This window comes from Streptomyces aurantiaciflavus (assembly GCF_049808595.1).
GTDB lineage: Bacteria > Actinomycetota > Actinomycetes > Streptomycetales > Streptomycetaceae > Streptomyces.
In genome coordinates this window covers 164,212-182,958 of the sequence record NZ_JBNCAQ010000016.1, presented here as the reverse complement: position 1 = coordinate 182,958, position 18,747 = coordinate 164,212, and the positions used below count along the sequence as shown (strand labels likewise).

14 protein-coding genes are annotated in these 18,747 nt (G+C 74.2%); 9 read left to right on the top strand and 5 right to left on the bottom strand.

Annotated features, from left to right (window positions below; all coding sequences use genetic code 11):
- Window positions 1-236: 236 nt before the first annotated feature.
- A complete protein-coding gene (locus tag ACPT94_RS21100) occupies window positions 237-1,241 on the bottom strand; it encodes a hypothetical protein (protein ID WP_425246533.1) in 1,005 nt (334 codons plus the stop codon).
- A gap of 155 nt (window positions 1,242-1,396) precedes the next feature.
- On the opposite strand from ACPT94_RS21100, the gene ACPT94_RS21095 reads away from it, so the two are divergent.
- Window positions 1,397-1,744, top strand: coding sequence for a hypothetical protein (locus ACPT94_RS21095; protein ID WP_360351484.1), 348 nt, complete (start codon window positions 1,397-1,399; stop codon window positions 1,742-1,744).
- Window positions 1,745-1,842: 98 nt separating this feature from the next.
- On the opposite strand, the gene ACPT94_RS21090 is transcribed toward ACPT94_RS21095, so the two are convergent.
- Window positions 1,843-2,283: a hypothetical protein gene (locus ACPT94_RS21090; protein WP_360351487.1), complete on the bottom strand. Its 441-nt coding sequence runs from the start codon at window positions 2,281-2,283 to the stop codon at window positions 1,843-1,845.
- A gap of 115 nt (window positions 2,284-2,398) precedes the next feature.
- Between ACPT94_RS21090 and ACPT94_RS21085 the strand changes: the two genes are divergently transcribed.
- Together ACPT94_RS21085 and ACPT94_RS21080 are read left to right on the top strand one after the other, a co-directional pair.
- Entirely contained in the window at window positions 2,399-3,613 is a 1,215-nt protein-coding gene (locus ACPT94_RS21085; protein WP_360351490.1) for a PP2C family protein-serine/threonine phosphatase, read from the top strand.
- Window positions 3,614-3,676: 63 nt separating this feature from the next.
- Window positions 3,677-4,939, top strand: a complete 1,263-nt coding sequence (locus ACPT94_RS21080; RefSeq protein ID WP_425246532.1) for a hypothetical protein — start codon at window positions 3,677-3,679, stop codon at window positions 4,937-4,939.
- 359 nt (window positions 4,940-5,298) lie between these two features.
- Here ACPT94_RS21080 and ACPT94_RS21075 read toward each other — a convergent pair whose 3' ends face one another.
- Window positions 5,299-6,135 (bottom strand): NPP1 family protein, encoded by an 837-nt coding sequence (locus ACPT94_RS21075; RefSeq protein WP_360351496.1) that lies wholly within the window; start codon window positions 6,133-6,135, stop codon window positions 5,299-5,301.
- 233 nt (window positions 6,136-6,368) lie between these two features.
- On the opposite strand from ACPT94_RS21075, the gene ACPT94_RS21070 reads away from it, so the two are divergent.
- From ACPT94_RS21070 to ACPT94_RS21055, 4 genes are all read left to right on the top strand, one after another.
- Complete coding sequence (locus tag ACPT94_RS21070) at window positions 6,369-10,103, top strand: nSTAND1 domain-containing NTPase (RefSeq protein WP_425246531.1); 3,735 nt, start codon at window positions 6,369-6,371, stop codon at window positions 10,101-10,103.
- Window positions 10,104-10,216: 113 nt separating this feature from the next.
- A complete protein-coding gene (locus ACPT94_RS21065) occupies window positions 10,217-10,873 on the top strand; it encodes a Uma2 family endonuclease (RefSeq protein ID WP_360351501.1) in 657 nt (218 codons plus the stop codon).
- Between the two features lie 338 nt (window positions 10,874-11,211).
- Window positions 11,212-12,555 (top strand): helix-turn-helix domain-containing protein, encoded by a 1,344-nt coding sequence (locus ACPT94_RS21060; protein ID WP_425246530.1) that lies wholly within the window; start codon window positions 11,212-11,214, stop codon window positions 12,553-12,555.
- Between the two features lie 581 nt (window positions 12,556-13,136).
- Window positions 13,137-13,853, top strand: a complete 717-nt coding sequence (locus tag ACPT94_RS21055) for a GAF and ANTAR domain-containing protein (RefSeq protein ID WP_360350948.1) — start codon at window positions 13,137-13,139, stop codon at window positions 13,851-13,853.
- A 117-nt stretch (window positions 13,854-13,970) separates the two neighbouring features.
- Here the strand turns inward: ACPT94_RS21055 and ACPT94_RS21050 are convergent, their stop codons facing one another.
- On the bottom strand, window positions 13,971-14,738 hold the full coding sequence (locus ACPT94_RS21050) for a hypothetical protein (RefSeq protein ID WP_360350945.1): 768 nt from the start codon (window positions 14,736-14,738) through the stop codon (window positions 13,971-13,973).
- A 453-nt stretch (window positions 14,739-15,191) separates the two neighbouring features.
- On the opposite strand from ACPT94_RS21050, the gene thrS reads away from it, so the two are divergent.
- Window positions 15,192-16,424: a threonine--tRNA ligase gene (thrS, locus tag ACPT94_RS21045; protein WP_425246529.1), complete on the top strand. Its 1,233-nt coding sequence runs from the start codon at window positions 15,192-15,194 to the stop codon at window positions 16,422-16,424.
- Window positions 16,425-16,529: 105 nt separating this feature from the next.
- Complete coding sequence (locus ACPT94_RS21040) at window positions 16,530-17,492, top strand: nucleoside hydrolase (protein ID WP_425246528.1); 963 nt, start codon at window positions 16,530-16,532, stop codon at window positions 17,490-17,492.
- Window positions 17,493-17,600: 108 nt separating this feature from the next.
- On the opposite strand, the gene ACPT94_RS21035 is transcribed toward ACPT94_RS21040, so the two are convergent.
- Window positions 17,601-18,548, bottom strand: a complete 948-nt coding sequence (locus ACPT94_RS21035; RefSeq protein WP_360350936.1) for an LAETG motif-containing sortase-dependent surface protein — start codon at window positions 18,546-18,548, stop codon at window positions 17,601-17,603.
- Window positions 18,549-18,747 lie beyond the last annotated feature (199 nt).

The following is an 18,747-nucleotide window of genomic DNA, read 5'->3' as shown; positions in this document are numbered from 1 at the left end:
TGTGAGGGGCCGGCGCCGGTAGGGGATCGGCAGGCAAAGCCCTTGCCGGAAGGCGGAGTTGTGGGGTGTAAGGGGCGGTGTCGGTGGGGGTGCGGGGAGGGCGGAGCCCCGCCGGGGTCTGGGGTGGAGCCCCGGGGAAGGTTGACTTGTGCCCGACCGAGTCGGGTGGGTGGGCGAGCCCTCTCGGGGTGTGGGGTGGAGCCCCGCCGGGGTCTGGGGCGGAGCCCCGGGAAGGTTCACTTGTGCCCGACCGAGTCGGGTGGGTGGGTGGGCGAGTGCCTGGGGGGCCGGGGCGGAGCCCCGGGTGGGGGCGGGCCTCTTCGACCGACCGAGTCGGGCGGGTGGGTGGGCAGAGGCCGGCGGCATCGGCGGAGCTCGGCAGGCGGAGCCCGCCGTACATGGACGTACCGGATGCCCCACACCCCGCCCGCCACCGCCAGCCCCAGCACCAACAGCAGCCAGGACGCCGTACGCAATGTCGCCGTGAGGGCGTCGTAGACGGCCGCCGCGGCCGGGCGGTACCGGCGGTCGGGGAGGTCCGCGAGCGTCAGGCGGCGCCCGACGGCCACCGCCAGGCCGAGGAACGCGCCGCCCAGCGCCGTACCGAGGGCTGTCGCGGTGAGCGCGCGGCGGCGGCAGGCCGCGACGGCGATGCCGGTGACGGCGAGGGCGACGGCCGTGAGGGGGAGCCAGAAACCGGCGACGTCGAGCACGCGGTAGCCCTTCCGGAGCGCGGCCAGGTCCCGCGCGGGGAGGACGGTGACGCGGGCGTGCGTGGCCGGGACGTGTTCCGCGAACGGCAGCCGGTCGGCGGCGAGTCGGTGTTGGACGCGGGCGGCCACCGGCGTCAGGTCCACGGTGACGTCGTCGGCGCGGTCGTCGCGCAGAGCGGCCATGACCGACTGGTGCGTGGCCTCGTTGGCCGCGTCCCATCCGGCGTGGAAGGCCGGGGTGCGGGTGAAGGAGAGCACCGCGTCGTGCACGAAGGGGGCGACCTCGGCGGGTGGCTGGAGCCCGTCGCGGGCCGCCTCGCGCAGGATGCCCTCACCCACCGTGTCCGCGACGGCGTCCCGTACGGCGGGGTCGGAGGCGAGCGGCGCCATCGTGGTGACGTAGCGTCCGGTGTCCGTCAGCCCGTACGCCGCCCAGGCCGCCAGTGTGCCGAAGGGCAGCAGGAGGCAGGCGAGGGCGATGAGGACGGCCGAGACGGCGGTCCGTGGGCTTCGCGGGCGTCGGGACACGCCTCCAGGCAACGCGGTGCGGGGGAGGCCGCGCGAGCGGGACTCCGCCAGTGGAGTGGCGCCCGACGCCCCCTCGCGGAACTGGGGACTCCGCTCTCCGGTGGAGGGTTCACCCGAACGGGTGTCTCATGGATCTGGGGAGAAGGAGGCCGATCATGCGCACCACTCCAGCCCTGCGGACTCTGGCCGCGGTCCTGCTCACCGGTGGCACCCTCGCCGTCGCGGCGGCGGGCACCACGGCGGCGGCAGCTCCGCCGACCTCTGCCGAAGGACGAGGGAGCGGCATGCAGGACCTGCGCCTGCGACCGTCAGCCGATCCGCTGCCACAGCGGGCTTCGTCGCCGCAGTGGAGCGACGCGGCCTGGACCGACCGGGCGGACCCGGTCGGGAACGACTCCTGGAGCGTCTCGGTATCCGCCGCGTTCAGCTTCTCGGTCTCCTTGAGCGTCGGTACTTCCGGAACCTCGTCGAGCGGGTGGGAGTGGATCCCGCTCGCGCGGTGAGTGGAGGGATGAGGGAAGCGTGGGCCCCGGCGAGAAACCGCCGGGGCCCACGCACACGTACGCCTGGCGCACGCATGCCTGGCGCACGTACCGTCAGGTCAGCCGATGCGGTGTCCCTCCGCGTCCTCGTGCGTGTAGTACCGATAGAAGAGCACCACGAAGAACCCCGCCGCGATCGCCACCGCGACGCCCGCGGAGTACAGGACACTCGACCCGGCCTGGTTGATCAGGAACCCGAACGCGCAGCCGGCGAACGCCGACCACAGCAGGGCGTGCTGCTCCCGCTTCATCCGCGGTGCCACGGCGCGTACGCCGACGTACAGCACGGTGAACACGAGCGCCGTGACGAAGCCGAACAGGACGTTCCAGCCGGTGACGGGCCCGCCGCCGCGCTGGTTGGCCGCGGCCCAGTAGCCGTAGACGAGCCCCATCACCACGGGCAGCGTCCATTTCGCGATGAGATGGGTCCGTTCGTCGAAGACATCGGGTGTCGTCGTGGGACGGGTCCCCACTCCCAGCGCGGGTGCCGGATGAGCCATGAGAGCACTCCTCTCTCCTCGCCCCGGCTTCCAGGGCACACCCGCGCGGGGGCCGGTGGCAAGTCGGCGTCGCGGCCGGGGTGCGACCTGGGGCGCCGCGTGCTTCGCTGACCTCATGAAGCGGGGCCGGCGGTTGCTCGACCGCTACCCGCGGGCCCGGCGCCGGGACGTGCTGCAACGCCACCAGCTGCTGCAGATCCGCGGCCGTAGCGTGACCTGGCTGGTGCCGCTGCTGACGCTCGTCGCCATCGCGGTCGTCGACTACAACACCAGCGGCGACTTCCGGATCGTCGCCTGGTGTGTGTTCGCCGCCGCCCTCGCGGCCGCGCTGTGCGGGGTGTGGACGACGGCGCTCTTCGCGGTGCTCGCCCTCATCACGTACGTCGGGGCGGACTCCGCCTGGCCCGAGGAGTACCGTGCGGGCCCCGCCGACTTCGTCCTCGTCCTGGTCGGTGGGGTGCTCTCCGTCTTCGCCGCCGACATGCGGGTGCGGGTGGAGCGGCGGATGCTGCACATGCGGCACATCGCCGAGACCACCCGCCGTACCGTGCTGCGCCCGCTGCCGGCCGGCTGGGGCGGCCTGGACCACGCGGCGGTGTACCTCGCCGCGGACGCCGAAGCCCGGATGGGCGGCGACTTCTACGACATCCAGCCCGGCCCGCACGGCACCCGCGTCCTCCTCGGTGACGTGCAGGGAAAGGGGCTGGGGGCGGTGGAGGCGGCGGCCGCGCTCCTCGGCACGTTCCGCGAGGCCGCCTACCACGAGGCGGACCTCGCGACCGTCGCCGAACGCCTGGAGACCCGGATGCGCCGCCACCGCGTGCACACCGTCGCCCTCGGCCGCGAGGACGGCGACCGCTTCGCCACCGCCGCACTCCTCGACTTCCCCGTGGGCGAGACCGGGGTGGTCGGGTTCGTCGGCTTCGGCCACGAGCCGCCGCTCGCGCTCGGTCCGGCGGGGGTACGGGAGCTGCCGTGCGGCGACGGGCTCCCGCTCGGCCTCGGTGACCTCACCTCCGGCGGTTTCCCGCCCGTCCTGCGGGTCCCCTTCGCCACCGAGGAGACGTTGCTGCTGGTCACCGACGGTGTCACCGAGGCCCGTGACGGCAGCGGCGCGTTCTACCCGCTCGCCGCCGACCTCGCCGAGGCCCTCAGCCGCGACCCCCGCACCGCCGACCCCGACCGCCTCGTCGCCCACGTCCGCGACCGCACGCTGCGCCACTGCCGCGGGCGTCTCGACGACGACACGACGATCTTCGCGGTGCGCAGGAAGGGGGCCGGGAGCGCGGAGGGCGACGAAGGCCCCGTACGGGGACGTTTGCAGTCCTGAGGTCCACCTTTGCAGCAGCAGCGGTTACGGTGCTGACGTACGTGATCGACAGGGGGAGGGACGATGCCCGGAACCGTGCTGCTGCTCGCGGCCTCACCCGTGGGCAAGGGGTGCCTGGTGGACGCGGCGTCCGTGCTTCCCGTGCTCGCGGCCGTACCGCCCGCCGTGCTGGCCGGGACCGACACCGCGAACGTCGTCGAGCTCGCCGACCCGCTGGAGCCGCAGGCGGTGCTGACCCGGCTGCGGGCCGCGGCGGCGGCGACCGGGCCGCTGACGGTCTTCGTCACCGGGCAGCTCCAGCTCGACCGGCGTCAGCGGCTGCCCCATCTGGCGCTGGCCCGTACGACGCCGGCGACCGTCCGGTACACCGCCTTTCCCTGGCACTGGTTCCGGGAGGAGCTGCGATTGCGGCCGGCGGGGTCGACGACGTTGCTGCTCGACCTGCACGCGGACGCGGAGACGTGGTCGTGGTTGCGGCAGCACGCCCTGGACTGTGGGCCCGGCGTCGCCGTGCACGGCCGTATCGCGCCGCCGGCCGGGCGGCGCAGGGTGGCCACGCCGACGTACATGAAGGCGGTCGCGACGATACTGCGGAGCGGGGGGCGACCGGCGGCGGAGCAGCTGCATCAGATGGCGCTGGCCCGGGTGGCCGGGGAGGGCGAGGTGGGGGACCTCGTGCTGTCCGGGGTCGGGGTCGGCGTCGGTGGCACCGGGTGGGTTTTCGCCCCCGCCGCCTCTGTCCTTCCCGTTCCCGGGGGCCACCGACCCCAGCCCCCCGCATCGCCCCTCGACGGACCGCGTCCTCAGACTCCCCCACTCCCGGCCTCGCCCGACCGGACGGCCCCCCACGACGGCCCGGCACTCCCCGTCCCGCCGACGAGACAGCCCACCTTCCGACCCGCCCCCGACCCCCACGCCGCCATCACCACCGCCGTCCAGTCCGGGAACCACGCGGACGCCGACGCCCTCGCCGCCCGCTGCGAGCAGGCCGCGGTGGCCGCGCACGGGCCGGGGTCGGAGGAGGCGTTGCACTGGGCCGAGGTACGGGCCGACCTGGCGATGTTCGCGGGGGACGCCGAGCGCAGTTGCCGTACGTGGATGGCGGTGGCCGCCGCCCGCCTGTCCGCGGGCCAGCCGGCCGACGCGCCGCCGGTGGAGGCGGCCGTGGACCGCGCCCACCACCAGTGGGGCCGTATCACCGACGCCCCCCGCGCCCGCGAACTCGGCCCCGCCCTGGCCGACCTCCGCAGCCGGGTCCCGGGCCGCCGCGAGGGCGCACTGGCTCACGTCCGCAGACAACTTCACCACCTGCAGACCCAGAGCTGACCGCCCCGAGCCCTCGGCTCCCGCGACGCCCACACAGGTGAACGCCCCAACGGCCCACCCACCCGCGGACGTCCCCCCGTCCCCACTTGACCGCCCGGAGCCTTCGGCTCCGTCGACGCCCGCACACGTGAACGGCCCAACGGCCCACCCACCTGCGGACGTCCCCCGTCCCCACCGTCCCGGCCTCGGGCCCACCGGCCACCCCCGCCCTCGCCTTTGCTCACGCGAGCCGGGCCTCCTGGCTCACCGGGGCAGAGCCGTCCGGGTGGCCGGGTGTGACCCCGCGCGGCTCCGCGCAGCGGTGTGCGGCCACCGGCGGGGGCGGGGGAGGGGGCGCCGGTGGCCGCGGTCGGGGAGGCTCAGCTCCAGGCGTTGAACTGGATGTCGGACGGCTTGGCCTCGTTCAGGGTGTTGCGGAAGCGGTCGCCCTTGTCCTGGAGCGGGAAGTTGGCCTGGCCCCACTCGGAGTTCGCCAGCGCGTTGAAGGCGGTGCGGTTTTCGCTCCACAGGGTGTCGTAGGGCACCAGGGCAGGACGGTCCCAGCCTCCGTCGCCCCACGCCTCCGCCCGCTCGCCGACCTTGGCGAAGCGGAAGGCGTGGGTGCCGAACTCGCCGTCCTTGTGGTAGACGACCTTGAAGCGCTTGCCCTCCCGCTCCACGTCGTTGAACCGCTTGGTGGTGTAGTCGCCGTGGGCCGAGGTGGACACGTAGCTGGGCCACTGGTCACCGTTGCGGTACCAGACCACGGCGGCCTCCCAGTCGTGCCGGTGCCCGATGTCGAGGACCACGTTGCCCTGGTCCTTCTCGAAGTACAGGGTGTAGACGACGCCGCACCAGCCGGTCCCCTTGTCGCACTTGGCCCGCGAGTAGGTGTTGGCCTTGCCGAGGTGGTCGCGTCCGCAGCTGCCGTTGAGCGCTCCGGAGGGGTTGAGGCCGCCGTTGAGCCGGCCGCTGGAGTCGACGGCGGCCGCCGGGTAGCAGCCGTCCGAGTCGTAGTCGAAGAAGGGCTGGAACATCTCCTGCACCGGGGCGCCCTGGCCCATGTACGGGAAGGGGTTCAGCAGGGCGGCGTTGGCGCTGCCCGTCAGACCGATGGTCAGCGCAGCGGCGCTGCCCACGACGACGGCGGCCCTGCCGAGGCGGGACGTGCGCTTGCTCTTGGCCGCCTCGGATCTGCTCTTGACTGCCTGGGACATGCGGGTTTCTCCACGTGCTCTTTGTGCGGGTCGCCCGGCTGGTAGGGCCGGGAGTACCGGGCCTGACATCGGCCGGCGCAACTGACGCTCACAGCCGCGGAGTTGATTGGCACTCCCTCTCACAGGGCAATCAATGCAGAAAGCGCTCTCTTAATTGTTCGGACATGCTTCACTCACCTGTCATCAACACCTCGTACGAAAGCGGTCGGTGCAGCGCGGAAGCAGGTGAACGCATGGGGCGTCCCGAGAGACCCGTCGACCCCGAGGCCGGTCCCGTCCAGCGACTCGCGCACGAGCTGCGGGAGCTGCGCCGGGCGGCCGGCGGCCCGGCGTACCGGACGATGGCCCGCGCGGCCGGCTTCTCGGCGACCACGCTGTCGCAGGCGGCGGCCGGCGAGCGGCTGCCGTCGCTCGCCGTCCTCCAGGGATACGTACGGGCCTGCGGCGGCGACCCGCAGGAGTGGGAGCCGCGGTGGAAGGAGGCGGAGGCGGCCGCCGCGGGTGAGGAGGGGGACGGCGCGGCACCCTATCGGGGGCTGGCCCGCTTCGAGACCGACGACCGGCACCTCTTCTTCGGCCGGGACCGCATGGTCGAGGAGCTGAACCGGCTGGTGTCCGACCACCGGCTGGCGGTGCTGTTCGGGCCCTCCGGCAGCGGCAAGTCCTCGCTGCTGCGGGCGGGACTCCTGCCCCGCCTCCGCGAGGAGATCGCCCGGCGCGGCGGTACGGCCGTACTACGGGTGCTCACGCCGGGGGCGCGGCCCGCGCAGACGTACGGACATCTGCTGCGGCCCGCCGCGGACGCGCCGGTGAGCTGGGTGGTGGTCGACCAGTTCGAGGAGGTCTTCACCCTCTGCCGGGACCGCGCCGAACGCACCCGCTTCATCGACCTACTGCTCGCCGCCCGCGCCCCCGCGAGCCGGCTGCGTGTCCTGCTCACCGTCCGCGCCGACTTCTACGCCCGCTGCGCCGAGCACCGCGGTCTCGCCGACGCCCTCTCCGGCGCCGGGCTGCTGCTCGGCCCGATGACCGCGGACGAGCTGCGGGAGGCGGTGGTGCGCCCGGCGCAGGCGGCCGGGCTGCTCGTAGAACGCGAGCTGACCGCGCGCATCGTCGACGAGGTCCTCGACCAGCCCGGCGGACTGCCGATGCTCTCGCACGCCCTGCTGGAGACCTGGCGCCGCCGCAGGGGCCGCATGCTCACCCTCGCCGCGTACGAGGCGGCGGGCGGGGTGCGCGGAGCGATCGCCGCGACCGCCGAGAAGGTGTACGGCGAGCTGTCGCCGCCGCAGGCGACGACGGCCCGGCACCTGCTGCTGCGGCTCGTCGCGCCCGGCCAGGAGGGCACCCCGGACACCCGCCGCCCCCTCACCCGCGCCGAACTCGACGCCTGGGCGGACCCGTCGGTGCCCCTGGTGGTGGAGCGGCTGGCCAGTGCCCGGCTGCTCACCGCCGCCGAGGACGGCGTCCAGCTCGCCCACGAGGCCCTGCTCACCTGCTGGCCCCGGCTGCACGGCTGGCTGCAGGAGGACCGCGAACGGCTGCGCCACCACCGGCGCCTGACCGACGCGGCCCGTGTCTGGCTGGAGCACGACCGCGACCCGGGCACCCTGTACCGGGGCAGCCGGCTCGCGCGCCTGGAGGAGTTGTTCCCCGACCACGCCCGCGACAGCGCGCTCACCGCGCCCGAGCGCGCCTTCGTGCGGGCCTCGCTCACCGCCCGCGCGGTGGAGCGGCGCACGGCGGCCCGTTCCGCGCGCCGGTCCCGGACGCTGGTGGCCGCGCTGTCCGCCGTGCTCGCGGTGGCGCTGCTCGCCGGCGTGACCGCGTGCAACCAGGCCCGCGAGAACGCGCGCCAGCGCACCGACACGGCCGCCCGTCGTATCGCGGCCGTCGCCGACGGTCTGCGCACCACCGACCCGCGCGCGGCGATGCTGCTCGGCGTGGCCGCCTGGCGGGTCTCGCCGCTGCCGGAGTCCCGGCGGGCGCTGCTCGGCGCGCTCGCCCAGCCGGAACAGGACACCTTCACCGACCCGGCCCCCGGCGACGGCCCCGGCCGCTTCCTCGCCGACTCCGGCCGCACCCTGCTCAGCGTGGCCGACGGCCGCTGGACGGCCTGGGACGTGACCACTCACCGCCGTACCCGCTCCGGCCGGCTCCCGGACGGCACGGACACGGTCCAGGCGGTGTCCCCGGACGCCCGCCTCCTCGCCGTGTCCACGGCCGACGGCCCGCGCCTGTGGGACACCCGGACCGCCCGCTGGGCGGCCGGCCCGCGCCGCCCGCCCTCCGGCTGGTACGACCTCGGCTTCAACCCCGGCGGCGACACCTACCTCCTCAGCGGCATCGACGACGACTGGGTGCAGCTCCGCTCCACCGCCGACGGCCGCCTGCTGTCCGCCACACGGGGAACGGCGGGCAGCGCGAACGTGGCGGTCGCCCCGGACGGCGACGCCGTGATGACCTGCCCGGTCGGCGCGGCGCCCACGGTCCGCAGGGCGGGCCGCACCGTCCCCGGCGCCTGGCAGCGGGCGAGCGGAGTCTGCACGGACACCTCCGCCCTCGTCCCCGCCCCGCCCGGCACCGCCCGCTTCGCCGCCCTCACCGACACCGGTGTCGAGGTCTGGGACACGAGGACCGGCCGTGCGCTCGCCACCCTCCCCTCCCCCGCCGCCTACGCGACCTTCAGTCCCGACGGCTCCTTCCTCGCGACCGCCGACCGCAGCGAGGTCCGCGTCTGGCGCCTGAGCTCCCCCGCGACCCCCGTCTTCCGCCGCGCCCTGAACAACCAGCACCTCTACGGCGGCCTGGCCTGGGACCCGGCCCACCCGGTCCTGCGCTACCTGGAGGGCGGCACGGTCCACTCCCTGGACGTGACGGCCCCGACGACCAAGTCCTGGCGCGCCCGCCCCCTGGCCGACACCCTCCTGAGCCCCGACGGCCGCACCCTCGCCACGGCGGAACGCACCGGCACCCACTACACCTTCCGCCTCCTGCCCACGAACGGCACCGGCACCCCGCGCACCCTCCCCGCCCCACCCCTGCCCGTCTCCCGCGACCGCGCCCTGCCGGTTGTCCTGGCGGACACCCTCCCCCTGATGACCTTCAGCCCGGACGGCTCGACCCTCGCGTACGGCGTCGCGGCCCCCGGCAGGGAGGCGGCCCCGCAGCGGATCACGGTATGGGACGTGCGCGGGGACCACGCCACCACCAGCCTGGACCTGGCGCCGTCGGCGACGGACCCGGCGGGCGCGGTGCTGTCGCTGGCCCTCTCCCCGGACGCCCGCACCCTCTACGCGGCCCGCACGGAACGGGTGGGCACGGTGGTCGACGAGGCGTGGAACGTCCCCGACGGCCGCAGAACGCCCCTGCCGCGCGGCCTGACCGGCATCCACCTCGCCGTCCGCCCCGACGGCGGCCTCCTCCTCTCCGACACCAGCACGGTCCCCCTCCCCTCGGGCCGTTCGCTGCGGCGCGACCTGGTCCAGGGCGAGCAGATCGGCGCCCTCGCCTTCGACGCGGACGGCTCCCTGCTGGCGGCCGGCGACATGACGGGCCGGGTGGCCCTCTGGGACGGCGCACTCCGCCGCCGCTCGGGAGTCCTGCGCAACGTCTTCCCGGCCCCCCTCGGCGACACCCCCGAGGCCGTCGCCGCCCTGGCGCTCAGCCCCGACGGCCGCACCCTCGCGGTCGGCGGCGAAGCGGGCGCCCTGCACCTCTGGGACATCGCCACCCAGCAACCGCTCGGCGACCCGGTCCCCACGGCGGGCGAGGCCATCGAGTCCCTCTCCTTCAGCCCCGACAGCACCACCCTGTACGCCTCCGGCACCCATGTCCCCCTCCAGCGGTACGTGATCGACCCGGCCCGGGTGGTGGCACAGGTGTGCGCGAGAGCGGGGGCGGGCCTGACGAAGGAGCAGTGGAGGACGTACGTGCCGGACGCGGGGTACCGGAGGACGTGCGACTAGGGCAGGCCGTGCCGAAACGTACCAGCACACTCGTTCGAGTGAACGGCTCCGGATTCCCTCTTCGGGCTCCCCGTCTACCCTGGGAGGGTCGCGCTGAGCGAAGGAGGTCTGTCATGGCGACGGCGGAGCCGATCATCATGCCGGGGTACCAGGGCGAGGCCATCCACGGCCCCTATGACGACCCTGACGACGACAGCGACGCGGACAGCGGCGTGCCCAGCCACGAGGGCGCGAGCGTCGAGCAGGTCTTCCAGCTCATCAGTGCGACGGCTCCCAAGGGCTGGCGCGTGGAGCTGATCGAAGGGGAGATCTGCGTGACGCCTCCGGCAAACGGGGAGCACGAGGAGATCGTGTCGGAGCTGACGGAGCAGGTCATCGACCGCCGACGAGACCGGTCCCTGCGCAATTACACAGGCATCGGCCTGAACCTCCCCGGCGCCTCCGTGACCGGTCACGTCGTCCCCGACCTCGCCGTCGCCCCCAAGGGCACCTTCGACGACAAGGAAGAATGGCACGACCCCTCCGCCGTCCTCCTCGTCGCCGAGGTCACCTCGACCAGCACCGCCGACCGGGACCGTGAGAAGAAGATCCTCGGCTATGCCCGCGCCGGCATCCCCGTCTACCTCCTGATCGACCGCGAGGCGGGTGAGGTGACGGTCCACTCCGAGCCGTCCGGCGACCAGTACGCCAAGGCGTCGAAGTGCAAGCTCGGCCTCACCGTGCCGCTGCCCGCCCCTCTCGGGTTCGACCTGGACACGGCGGAATTCTGACCTACCCGCGCTGCGCCTGGTCCTGCGCCGCGGACGAGGCCGGCCGGCTGTCCGTAGCGTGGGCCGGGACCGCCTTGGCCGCGATGACGAGGGCCGCCACGGCGAGGACGGCCGCCGCGACGGCTCTGGCGTACCGATGCGAAGAACGTCCGTAGGGTGCGGATGTGCGTCCGTGCACGGCAACCTCGCAGCGTCGGCGACTACGGCGGACAAAAAGCGACTTCTGGCACGGCTGTTGGCGTCAACCGTGTATTAAGCATGCTTAAGTCGCCGTTTAACCTAGGGGCTGTGCCGATCGAACGGCAAGAGGCCCAAGGGGAGTTGGGGGGAGTCGGGGCGTGGGGACGCGGGACGAACCGGAGGTCATCGGGCGCCGGGTGCAGCGACTTCGGATCGAACGCGGCCTGACACAACGGCAGTTGGCCGAGCCGACCTACACCCCTGCCTACGTCTCGACGCTGGAGGCGGGCCGGGTACGCCCCTCCGACGACGCGCTCAAACACATCGCCGCCCGGCTGGGCGTGGACTTCGAGGAACTCGCCACCGGCCGCTCCCCCCGCCTGGTCACCGACCTCCGCCTGCGCCTCACCGAGGCCCAGCGCGCCCTGGCCACCGGGGAGGCGGAGGAGGCGGCGGCCCAGTACACCACGCTGCTGGCGGAGTCCGAGGAGTACGGCCTCGTAGCGGAGCAGGCCACCGCCCTGCTGGGCCTCGGGGAGTGCGCCCTGGCCACCGGCGACCTGGAACGGGGCCGGGAGCACTTCGAACGGGCGGAGGCCTGCCTGGACCGGTCCCCGCTCCCCGTACGGGTACCGGCGCTCCGGGGCCGGGCGGTGGCCCACTATCTGGCAGGCGAACTCCGCTACGCGGTCTACCTGCTGGAATCCACCCTCGACGAACTCAACAGGTCCGGACTGCAGGACCCCGACGCCTTACTCCTCCTCTACGCCTCCATCATCGGCCCCTACATGGACATGGGCGCCCACGCCCGCGCCGCCCAGGCCGCCGAGTTCGCCCTCGCCCTCGCACCCCAGGTCGGCGACCCCGCCCTCGTCGCCCACATGCACCGCTCCGTCGCCCGCACCCTCCTCGCCGAGGGCCGCCTGGCCGAGGCCGACACCTCCCTCGCCAAGGCCGCCGAGCTCTACCGCCAGCTCCAGCTCCGTACCGAACTCGCCAACTGCCACTGGATGCGCGGCTACGTCTACGCCCAGAACAACCAACTGGAGCGAGCCGAGGACGAGTTGAAGCAGGCCCACACCATGCTCGCCGCCCAGCACGCGGCCCTCTACAGCAGCCAGGTCGCCGTGGAACTGGCCGACGTACTGCACCGCAGGGGCAAGTCCGAGGAGGCCGCCGAACTCCTGCACGGCGTCCTCGGCGACCTCTCCCCCGAACGCGGAGCCGTCCACTCCGCCGGCGCCCACCGCCTCCTCGGCATCATCGCCGAGGACGCCCGCGACACGGAGGCCGCCGAGGAGCACTACGTCCGAGCCCTGAGCCTCCTGGAACGCGCCGGCGCCGCCGGAGACCTGGCCGACCTCTGCCGCCTCCTGGGCGACCTGCTACGCCGCACGGGAAGAGTGGAAGCAGCCCTGGACGCCTACCGCACAGGCCTGGGCCACCGCACAGCCCCCGGAACAACAACCCTGGGCCCGGCCCCGGCCCAGCCCCCGCTGTAGCCCACACCCGCAAGACGGCGGGCCCGATTCCCGACGGCACGACCAGCCCCGCCGCTCCCGCACCCGCGAGACGGCGGGAGCGGTTCGTGGCGGCAAGGCGCAGCCCCGACGCTCCCGCAGCCGCCATCGCACGCGAGCGAGCCGTGTCCGCTGCGGCGCAGCCCCGCCGCTCCCGCACCCGCGAGACGGCGGGCCCGGTTCGTGGCGGCCCGGCGCAGCCGCATCGCTCCCGCGGCCGCCATGGCACGGGAGTGGGTCGTGGCGGTGCGGCAGGAGCCCGTCGCTCAGCTCGTCACAGCCAAGTCCAGCCATGGCAGCAGGCAGCCGTACGCCCAACACGCGACGGGCTCGCCGCACCGCCACGACCCCGACCCACCCACCGGCATCAGGCGCCCCCGGCAGCAACACCCCGCACCGCGACAAGGCCTGGTCGCCGGTCCTCGGCGTGGCCACGGTGACGCAGGTGAAACAGCCGGCGGACCCCTACGAGAAGCCGTGGCCGCATCGGTTTCCCCGGCGGGCGGGGGGTACCCGGCCGACGACGGAGCGGGGTGCGGCAGCCGTGGGCGGAGGTGGTCGCCATGCCCGACCGGAGCCGGGAACGGATTGCCGACGTGATCGCCCAGGAGGTGCGGGGCGCGGAGCCCGGCGAGGTGCCGGAGCGGTTGTGCGCCGCTGCGGTGCGGCTGCTGCCGGTGAGCGGCGCGAGCGTGTCGCTGCGAGGCGAGGGGATGCCCGTACCGCTGAGCGCGAGCAGTGAGCGGGCCGCGCATCTGATGGAGGTGCAGGCCACGCTGGGGGACGGCCCCTGCCTGCGGGCGGCGGAGACCGGTACGCCCGTCTTCGCCTCCGACCTCACGGCCGGCCGGGACGCCTCCCGCTGGCCGGTGTTCGCCCAGCAGGCGGCGGCGGCCGGGGTGCGCGCGGTGTACGCGCTGCCCCTGGGCGACCGGGCGGTGTGCGTGGGCACCCTCGACCTCTACCGGGACGTCCCCGGCGAGCTGGCCGACGACGAAATCCGCACGGCGCGGCTCGTGGCGGACGTCCTGACGGTGGCGCTGATGGCGCTGCCGCGCGGCGAGGAGGCCGGCCGGCAGGGCGACGGGCTCTGGCTGAGCCCGCTGGCCACCGACCACGACGAGGTCTACCAGGCCGTCGGCATGGTCATGGCCCAGCGCGGCGTCGCCTCCGACGAGGCCCTGTCCCTGCTGCGCGCCCACGCCTTCGCGGAGGGCCGCACGGTCCTGGACGTGGCGCACGAGGTGGTGGTGAGGGAGACACGCTTCGACACGGACTGAGCCCCGGACCACGTCCCGAGCCCCGGTCGACCACGTCCCGAGCCCCGGTCGGCCACGCCCCGGTGGCTTCTGCCACCCGCCGATCACGCCCCCCGCCCCCCGGATCACTCCCCTCGCCTACACGTCCACCCGCCCCTGCTTCCTCACCTCCGTCAGCCGCTGCACCCCCAACTGCACGGCCGCCTGCGTGGCCTCGTTCGGTACGTCGTTCACACCGCCGTTGACGAGCGCGAACGTGTCCTGGCCGGCGCGGACGGCGGCCACGTCGAGGGTGAGGGAGAGCGGGTCGCCGTCGGTGTCCCAGTCGGTCAGGGTCACCCGCAGGCCCTGGCGGACGTCACCCACCTCCGGCAGGGGCAGCTCGGCGACGGTGGCCTCCAGCACGGTGTCGTTCGGCGCGTTCGCCGTGAACTGCGCGCACGTCTCCGGCAGCGTCTGCAGCCAGGCCATCGCGCGGTCGGCGTCCGCCGGGCGGAGGTCGGTGAGCTGGTAGCGCAGCTGGGCGTCGGTGTCGAGGTCGTCGAGGGCGACGACCGCGCGGGCCGGGCCGCCGAGCAGCTCGTCGGCGTAGAGGCCGTCGAGGAGCTTCTGGCAGTCGGCGGTCGGGGTGGTGGCCTTGAGCATGCCGTCCCGCCAGGTGGCGGCGCCGCGTGTCGGGCTCCAGGGCGCGCCGAGGTCGGTGTCGCTGATGAGGGCGGCGTGCGCCTGGGCGTCCGTGAGGACGGAGGAGGCGACCGGCGCGGACGGCGCGGCCGACGACCGCTGGACGGTCGGCGCGGCCGGTTCGGCGGTCGGCGGATGCTTCAGCCCGAGGGTGGCGCAGGCGGTGACGGTGAGAAGTCCGGCGACGGAGAGGGCGGAGGCGAGGAGGGTACGGCGGGTCATCGGGGGGGTGCCTCCTGGTGGACGGTGACGGTGCCTCCTCTCACGGCAACATCACGCCCGCGGGCCGACCAGCGCGGCGGTCCGTCCGGGTTACGGGGGTTGGTACGGGCGGGTGGCGGCCCCCGCTCCCGCCCCGGCCCCACCACCCACACCTGCCCCCCACCCGCCCCACCCGCGCGACCGCACCGCACCGGCCCCCGGCACCACCCGCACCGCACCGGCACCACCACCGACACCTGCCCCCCACCCGCCCCACCCCCCACCCGCAAAAACAGCTCGCGCCCCTCCCCCACCCCCTCGCTACACTCCCCCCATGCAGCGCGCCCACGTCTCCCTCACGACGACGCCGGAGAGTGTCCCGGCGCGCTGACCACTGGATGTCCGAAGCCCCGGGGCGAGTGCCCCGGGGCTTCGTCGTGCGGGTGCTCGCCTCTCTCCCGAGAGGAACCCACCGTGGAACCCACCCGGAACGACCACCGCCGCCTCGGCCGCGAGCTCGACCTCTTCGACACCGACCCCCTGATGGGCGCCGGTCTGCCCTACTGGCTCCCCGACGGGGCAGTCGTCCGCCACACCCTGGAGGAGTACGTCCGCGAGGTCGAGCGTGCCGCCGGCTACCGGCACGTGTACTCGCCCGTCCTCGGCAAACGCGACCTGTACGAGATCTCGGGCCACTGGGACCACTACCGCGACGACATGTTCCCGCCCATGGACCTGGGCGCGGAGCAGGTCGTCCTGCGCCCGAGCCTCTGCCCCCACCACGCCCTGATCTACCGCTCCCGCTCCCACAGCTACCGCGAACTACCCCTGCGCATCGCCGAGTTGGGTGGCATGTACCGCTCGGAGCTGTCCGGCGTCCTCGGCGGCCTGACCCGCGTCCGGGCCATCCACCTCAACGACGCGCACGTCTTCTGCACCCTCGACCAGGCCGTGGAGGAGGCCCGCGCGGCCCTCGCCCTGATCGCCCGCGCCTACGCCGACCTCGGCATCCGCGCCTCCCGGTACCGTCTCTCCCTCCCGGGCGAGGGCGGCAAGTACGTGGCCGACCCGGAGCTGTGGCGCAGGGCCACCGCGCTGCTCAGGGAAGTCCTGGACGGCTCGGGCATCGCGTACGAGGCGGCCGAGGGCGAAGCCGCCTTCTACGGCCCGAAGATCGACGTACAGATCACCGATCCCGTGGGCCGGGAGGCCACCCTCTCCACCGTCCAGATCGACTTCCACCAGCCCGAACGCTTCGACCTGCACTACGTCGGCGCCGACGGCGCGAAGCACCGTCCCGTCATGGTCCACCGCAGCGTCATCGGCAGCGTGGAACGAGCCGTCGCCCACCTGATCGAGCAGCACGGCGGCGCTTTCCCGGCCTGGCTCGCACCCGTGCAGCTGGCGGTGCTGCCGGTGGCGGAGGGGCAGGAGGAGCGGGCGCACGAGGTCGTACGGCAGGCGGTGGCGCGCGGGCTGCGGGCGGAGGTGCGCGGCCCCGGCGAGGGCACCCTCGGCGCCCGGATCCGGGCGGCGCGGCTCGTGCCGTACCAGGCGGTGATCGGGGAGCGGGAGGCCGACGGCGGGCTTGCGGCCGTACGGCTGCGGGACGGGCGGCGGCCGGGGGCGGTGCCCGTGGCGGAGCTGCTGGACCGGATCGCCGCCCGGGTCGCGGAACGGGGCACCGAACTGTGGCGCGCTGCGTAAGGTCGCTCTCGTACACATGGCTCACGTACACGCGTCTCGGTCCACGGAGACCCGTCCAGGGAGACCCGTCCACGGAGACCCGTCCAAGGAGAGAGGAGCGCCGCCGTGACCAGTCGGCCCATCCCGGTGATCATCGACTGCGACACGGGCGTCGACGACGCCCTGGCCCTGCTGTTCGCCGTACGGCACCCCGGTCTCGACGTGCGCGCGGTGACCTGCGTGGCCGGGAACACCGACGTGGACGGGGTGGTCCGCAACACCCTGACCGTGCTGGAGCAGGCCGGCGCCGGTGACATTCCGGTGGCCCGGGGCGCCGAGCGGCCGCTGATCGAGCCGGTGCGCGTGGCCCGGCACGTGCACGGTGAGGACGGGATGGGCGACCTGGGGCTGCCCGCGCCGACCCGCGTCCCGGTCGACGTGGACGCGGTGACGCTGCTGCGGCGCGAGATCCTCGCCTCGCCGCGCCCGGTCACCCTCATCCCGACGGCGCCCCTGACCAACATCGCCCTGCTGCTGCGTACGCACCCGGAGGTGGTGCGGAACATCGAGCGGATCGTGTTCATGGGCGGCGCGGTGGCGACGGGGAACGCCACGCCGGTCGCGGAGTTCAACGTGTGGCACGACCCGGAGGCGGCCGCGATCCTGCTGACCGCGGGGGTGCCGATCACGATGTACGGCCTGGACGTGTTCAAGCGGGTCATCGTCCCGGCGGCGGACGTCCAGCGGCTGCGTACGAGCTCCGAGCCCCGCCTCCGCCTGGCCGGCGAACTCCTCGCCCACCGCGACCCGGCCACCTCCGGCGACCCCACCCCCACGGGCGGGCTCGGTGACGCGGGCGCGGTCTGCGCGGTCGCCGACCCGGCGGGCCTGACGACGGAGCTGCTCCCGGTCGAGGTCGCGTTGGCCCCCGGCCCCGCCCGCGGTCAGACGATCGTCGACCGCCGCCCGCGCCCCGGCGAGTCCGAGATCCACGAGGGCGTCCGCGAACAGCCGCTGGTGGACGTGGCGTTGGGCGTCGATGTCGAGCGGTACGTGAATCTGTGGCTGACCACGGTGGAGAAGCCGTAGCAGTCGTAGCAGCCGTGGCAGCCGCAGCGCGCCCGGGGCCGGCGAACGACGCCGGCCGGTTTCTCACGGCCCGGCCGGCGTCGAGTCACTGGTCCCGTTGGACGCGTCCTAGCGCGTCGCCCTGCGCCGACGGGTCGCCACGACGATCGCCGCGCCGCCCGCCAGCAGGGCCGCGGCACCGCCGGCGATCACACCGGTGTTGCTGTTGGCGCCGGTCTCGGCGAGGTCGCCGCCACCGCCGTTGGGGGTGGGCGCCGGCGGGGTGCTGGACTCCGAGGCGCTGGGCGTCGGGGTGGACGTCGACGGGGACTCGGACGGGGTCTGCGACGGGCTCTCCGAGGCGGGCTCGGACGGCGTCTCCGAGGCCGGGGCCGACGGCGACTCCGTGTCGGCAGGCGGGGAGGTCGGCGGCTGCTCGGTCGGCGGCTTCTCGATGGACGTGCAGTCCTTCGAGCCGCCGTTCCAGGCCGCGATCAGCTTGTCCTTGATGACCGGGCGGTCCGGGCCCTTGGGCAGGTCCCCGTGTTCGAAGCCGTCCTTGGCGTCGAGCTTGCCGTCGAACCTGACCGCGCCCCGGTAGAGGTCGATCTGCGCGTAGCAGCCGGCGTCCGGGACGGCGATGTCGAGGGTGTCGGTCTTGCCGGGCTTGACCGTCACGGTGTCGAAGTCGACGAAGACCTGCTCGCCGGAGGTGCGGAAGTTCGGGCCGTGGGCCAGGTAGGAGGCCAGGGAGGCCGTGCAGGTGGTGGCGTTGTCGGCGGCCCGGACGGTGATGTGGACCTTGCCGTCGTCGGTCGGCTTCAGGTTCTGGTCGTCGACCTTGACCGAGTCGAAGAAGTTCTTGCCGTCGAGCGAGAACTGGCAGCGGTCGGTCTCCGTCTCGGTGCCCGCGCCGGTCCCCGGCTGGTACTGGCCGCCGGACTTCCAGCCGTCGCCGCCGGGCGTCTCGGAGGCCCAGGCCCCGGAGGCGGCGGCGACGGACGCGGTGCACAGGGCGAGCGATGCGGCGCCCGTCCCCAGCAGGCGGCGCACGGAAACACGTCTCGCTATGGACATGCGAATCCCATCTTGGCGAGGGCCCGTCACGGGACGGCGGAGGCCGGATCGGCGACGGCCGGGGCGACGGGGCAGTTCAGAAGAAACACTGGACCCATTGGTCACACGAGCCACAGCGTGGCCTCATCGTGGGCCTCACGACAGACCGCTGTCAACCTGGAGCTATGGAGGGGCAGTTCAAGGGTTCGCCACGATTTCC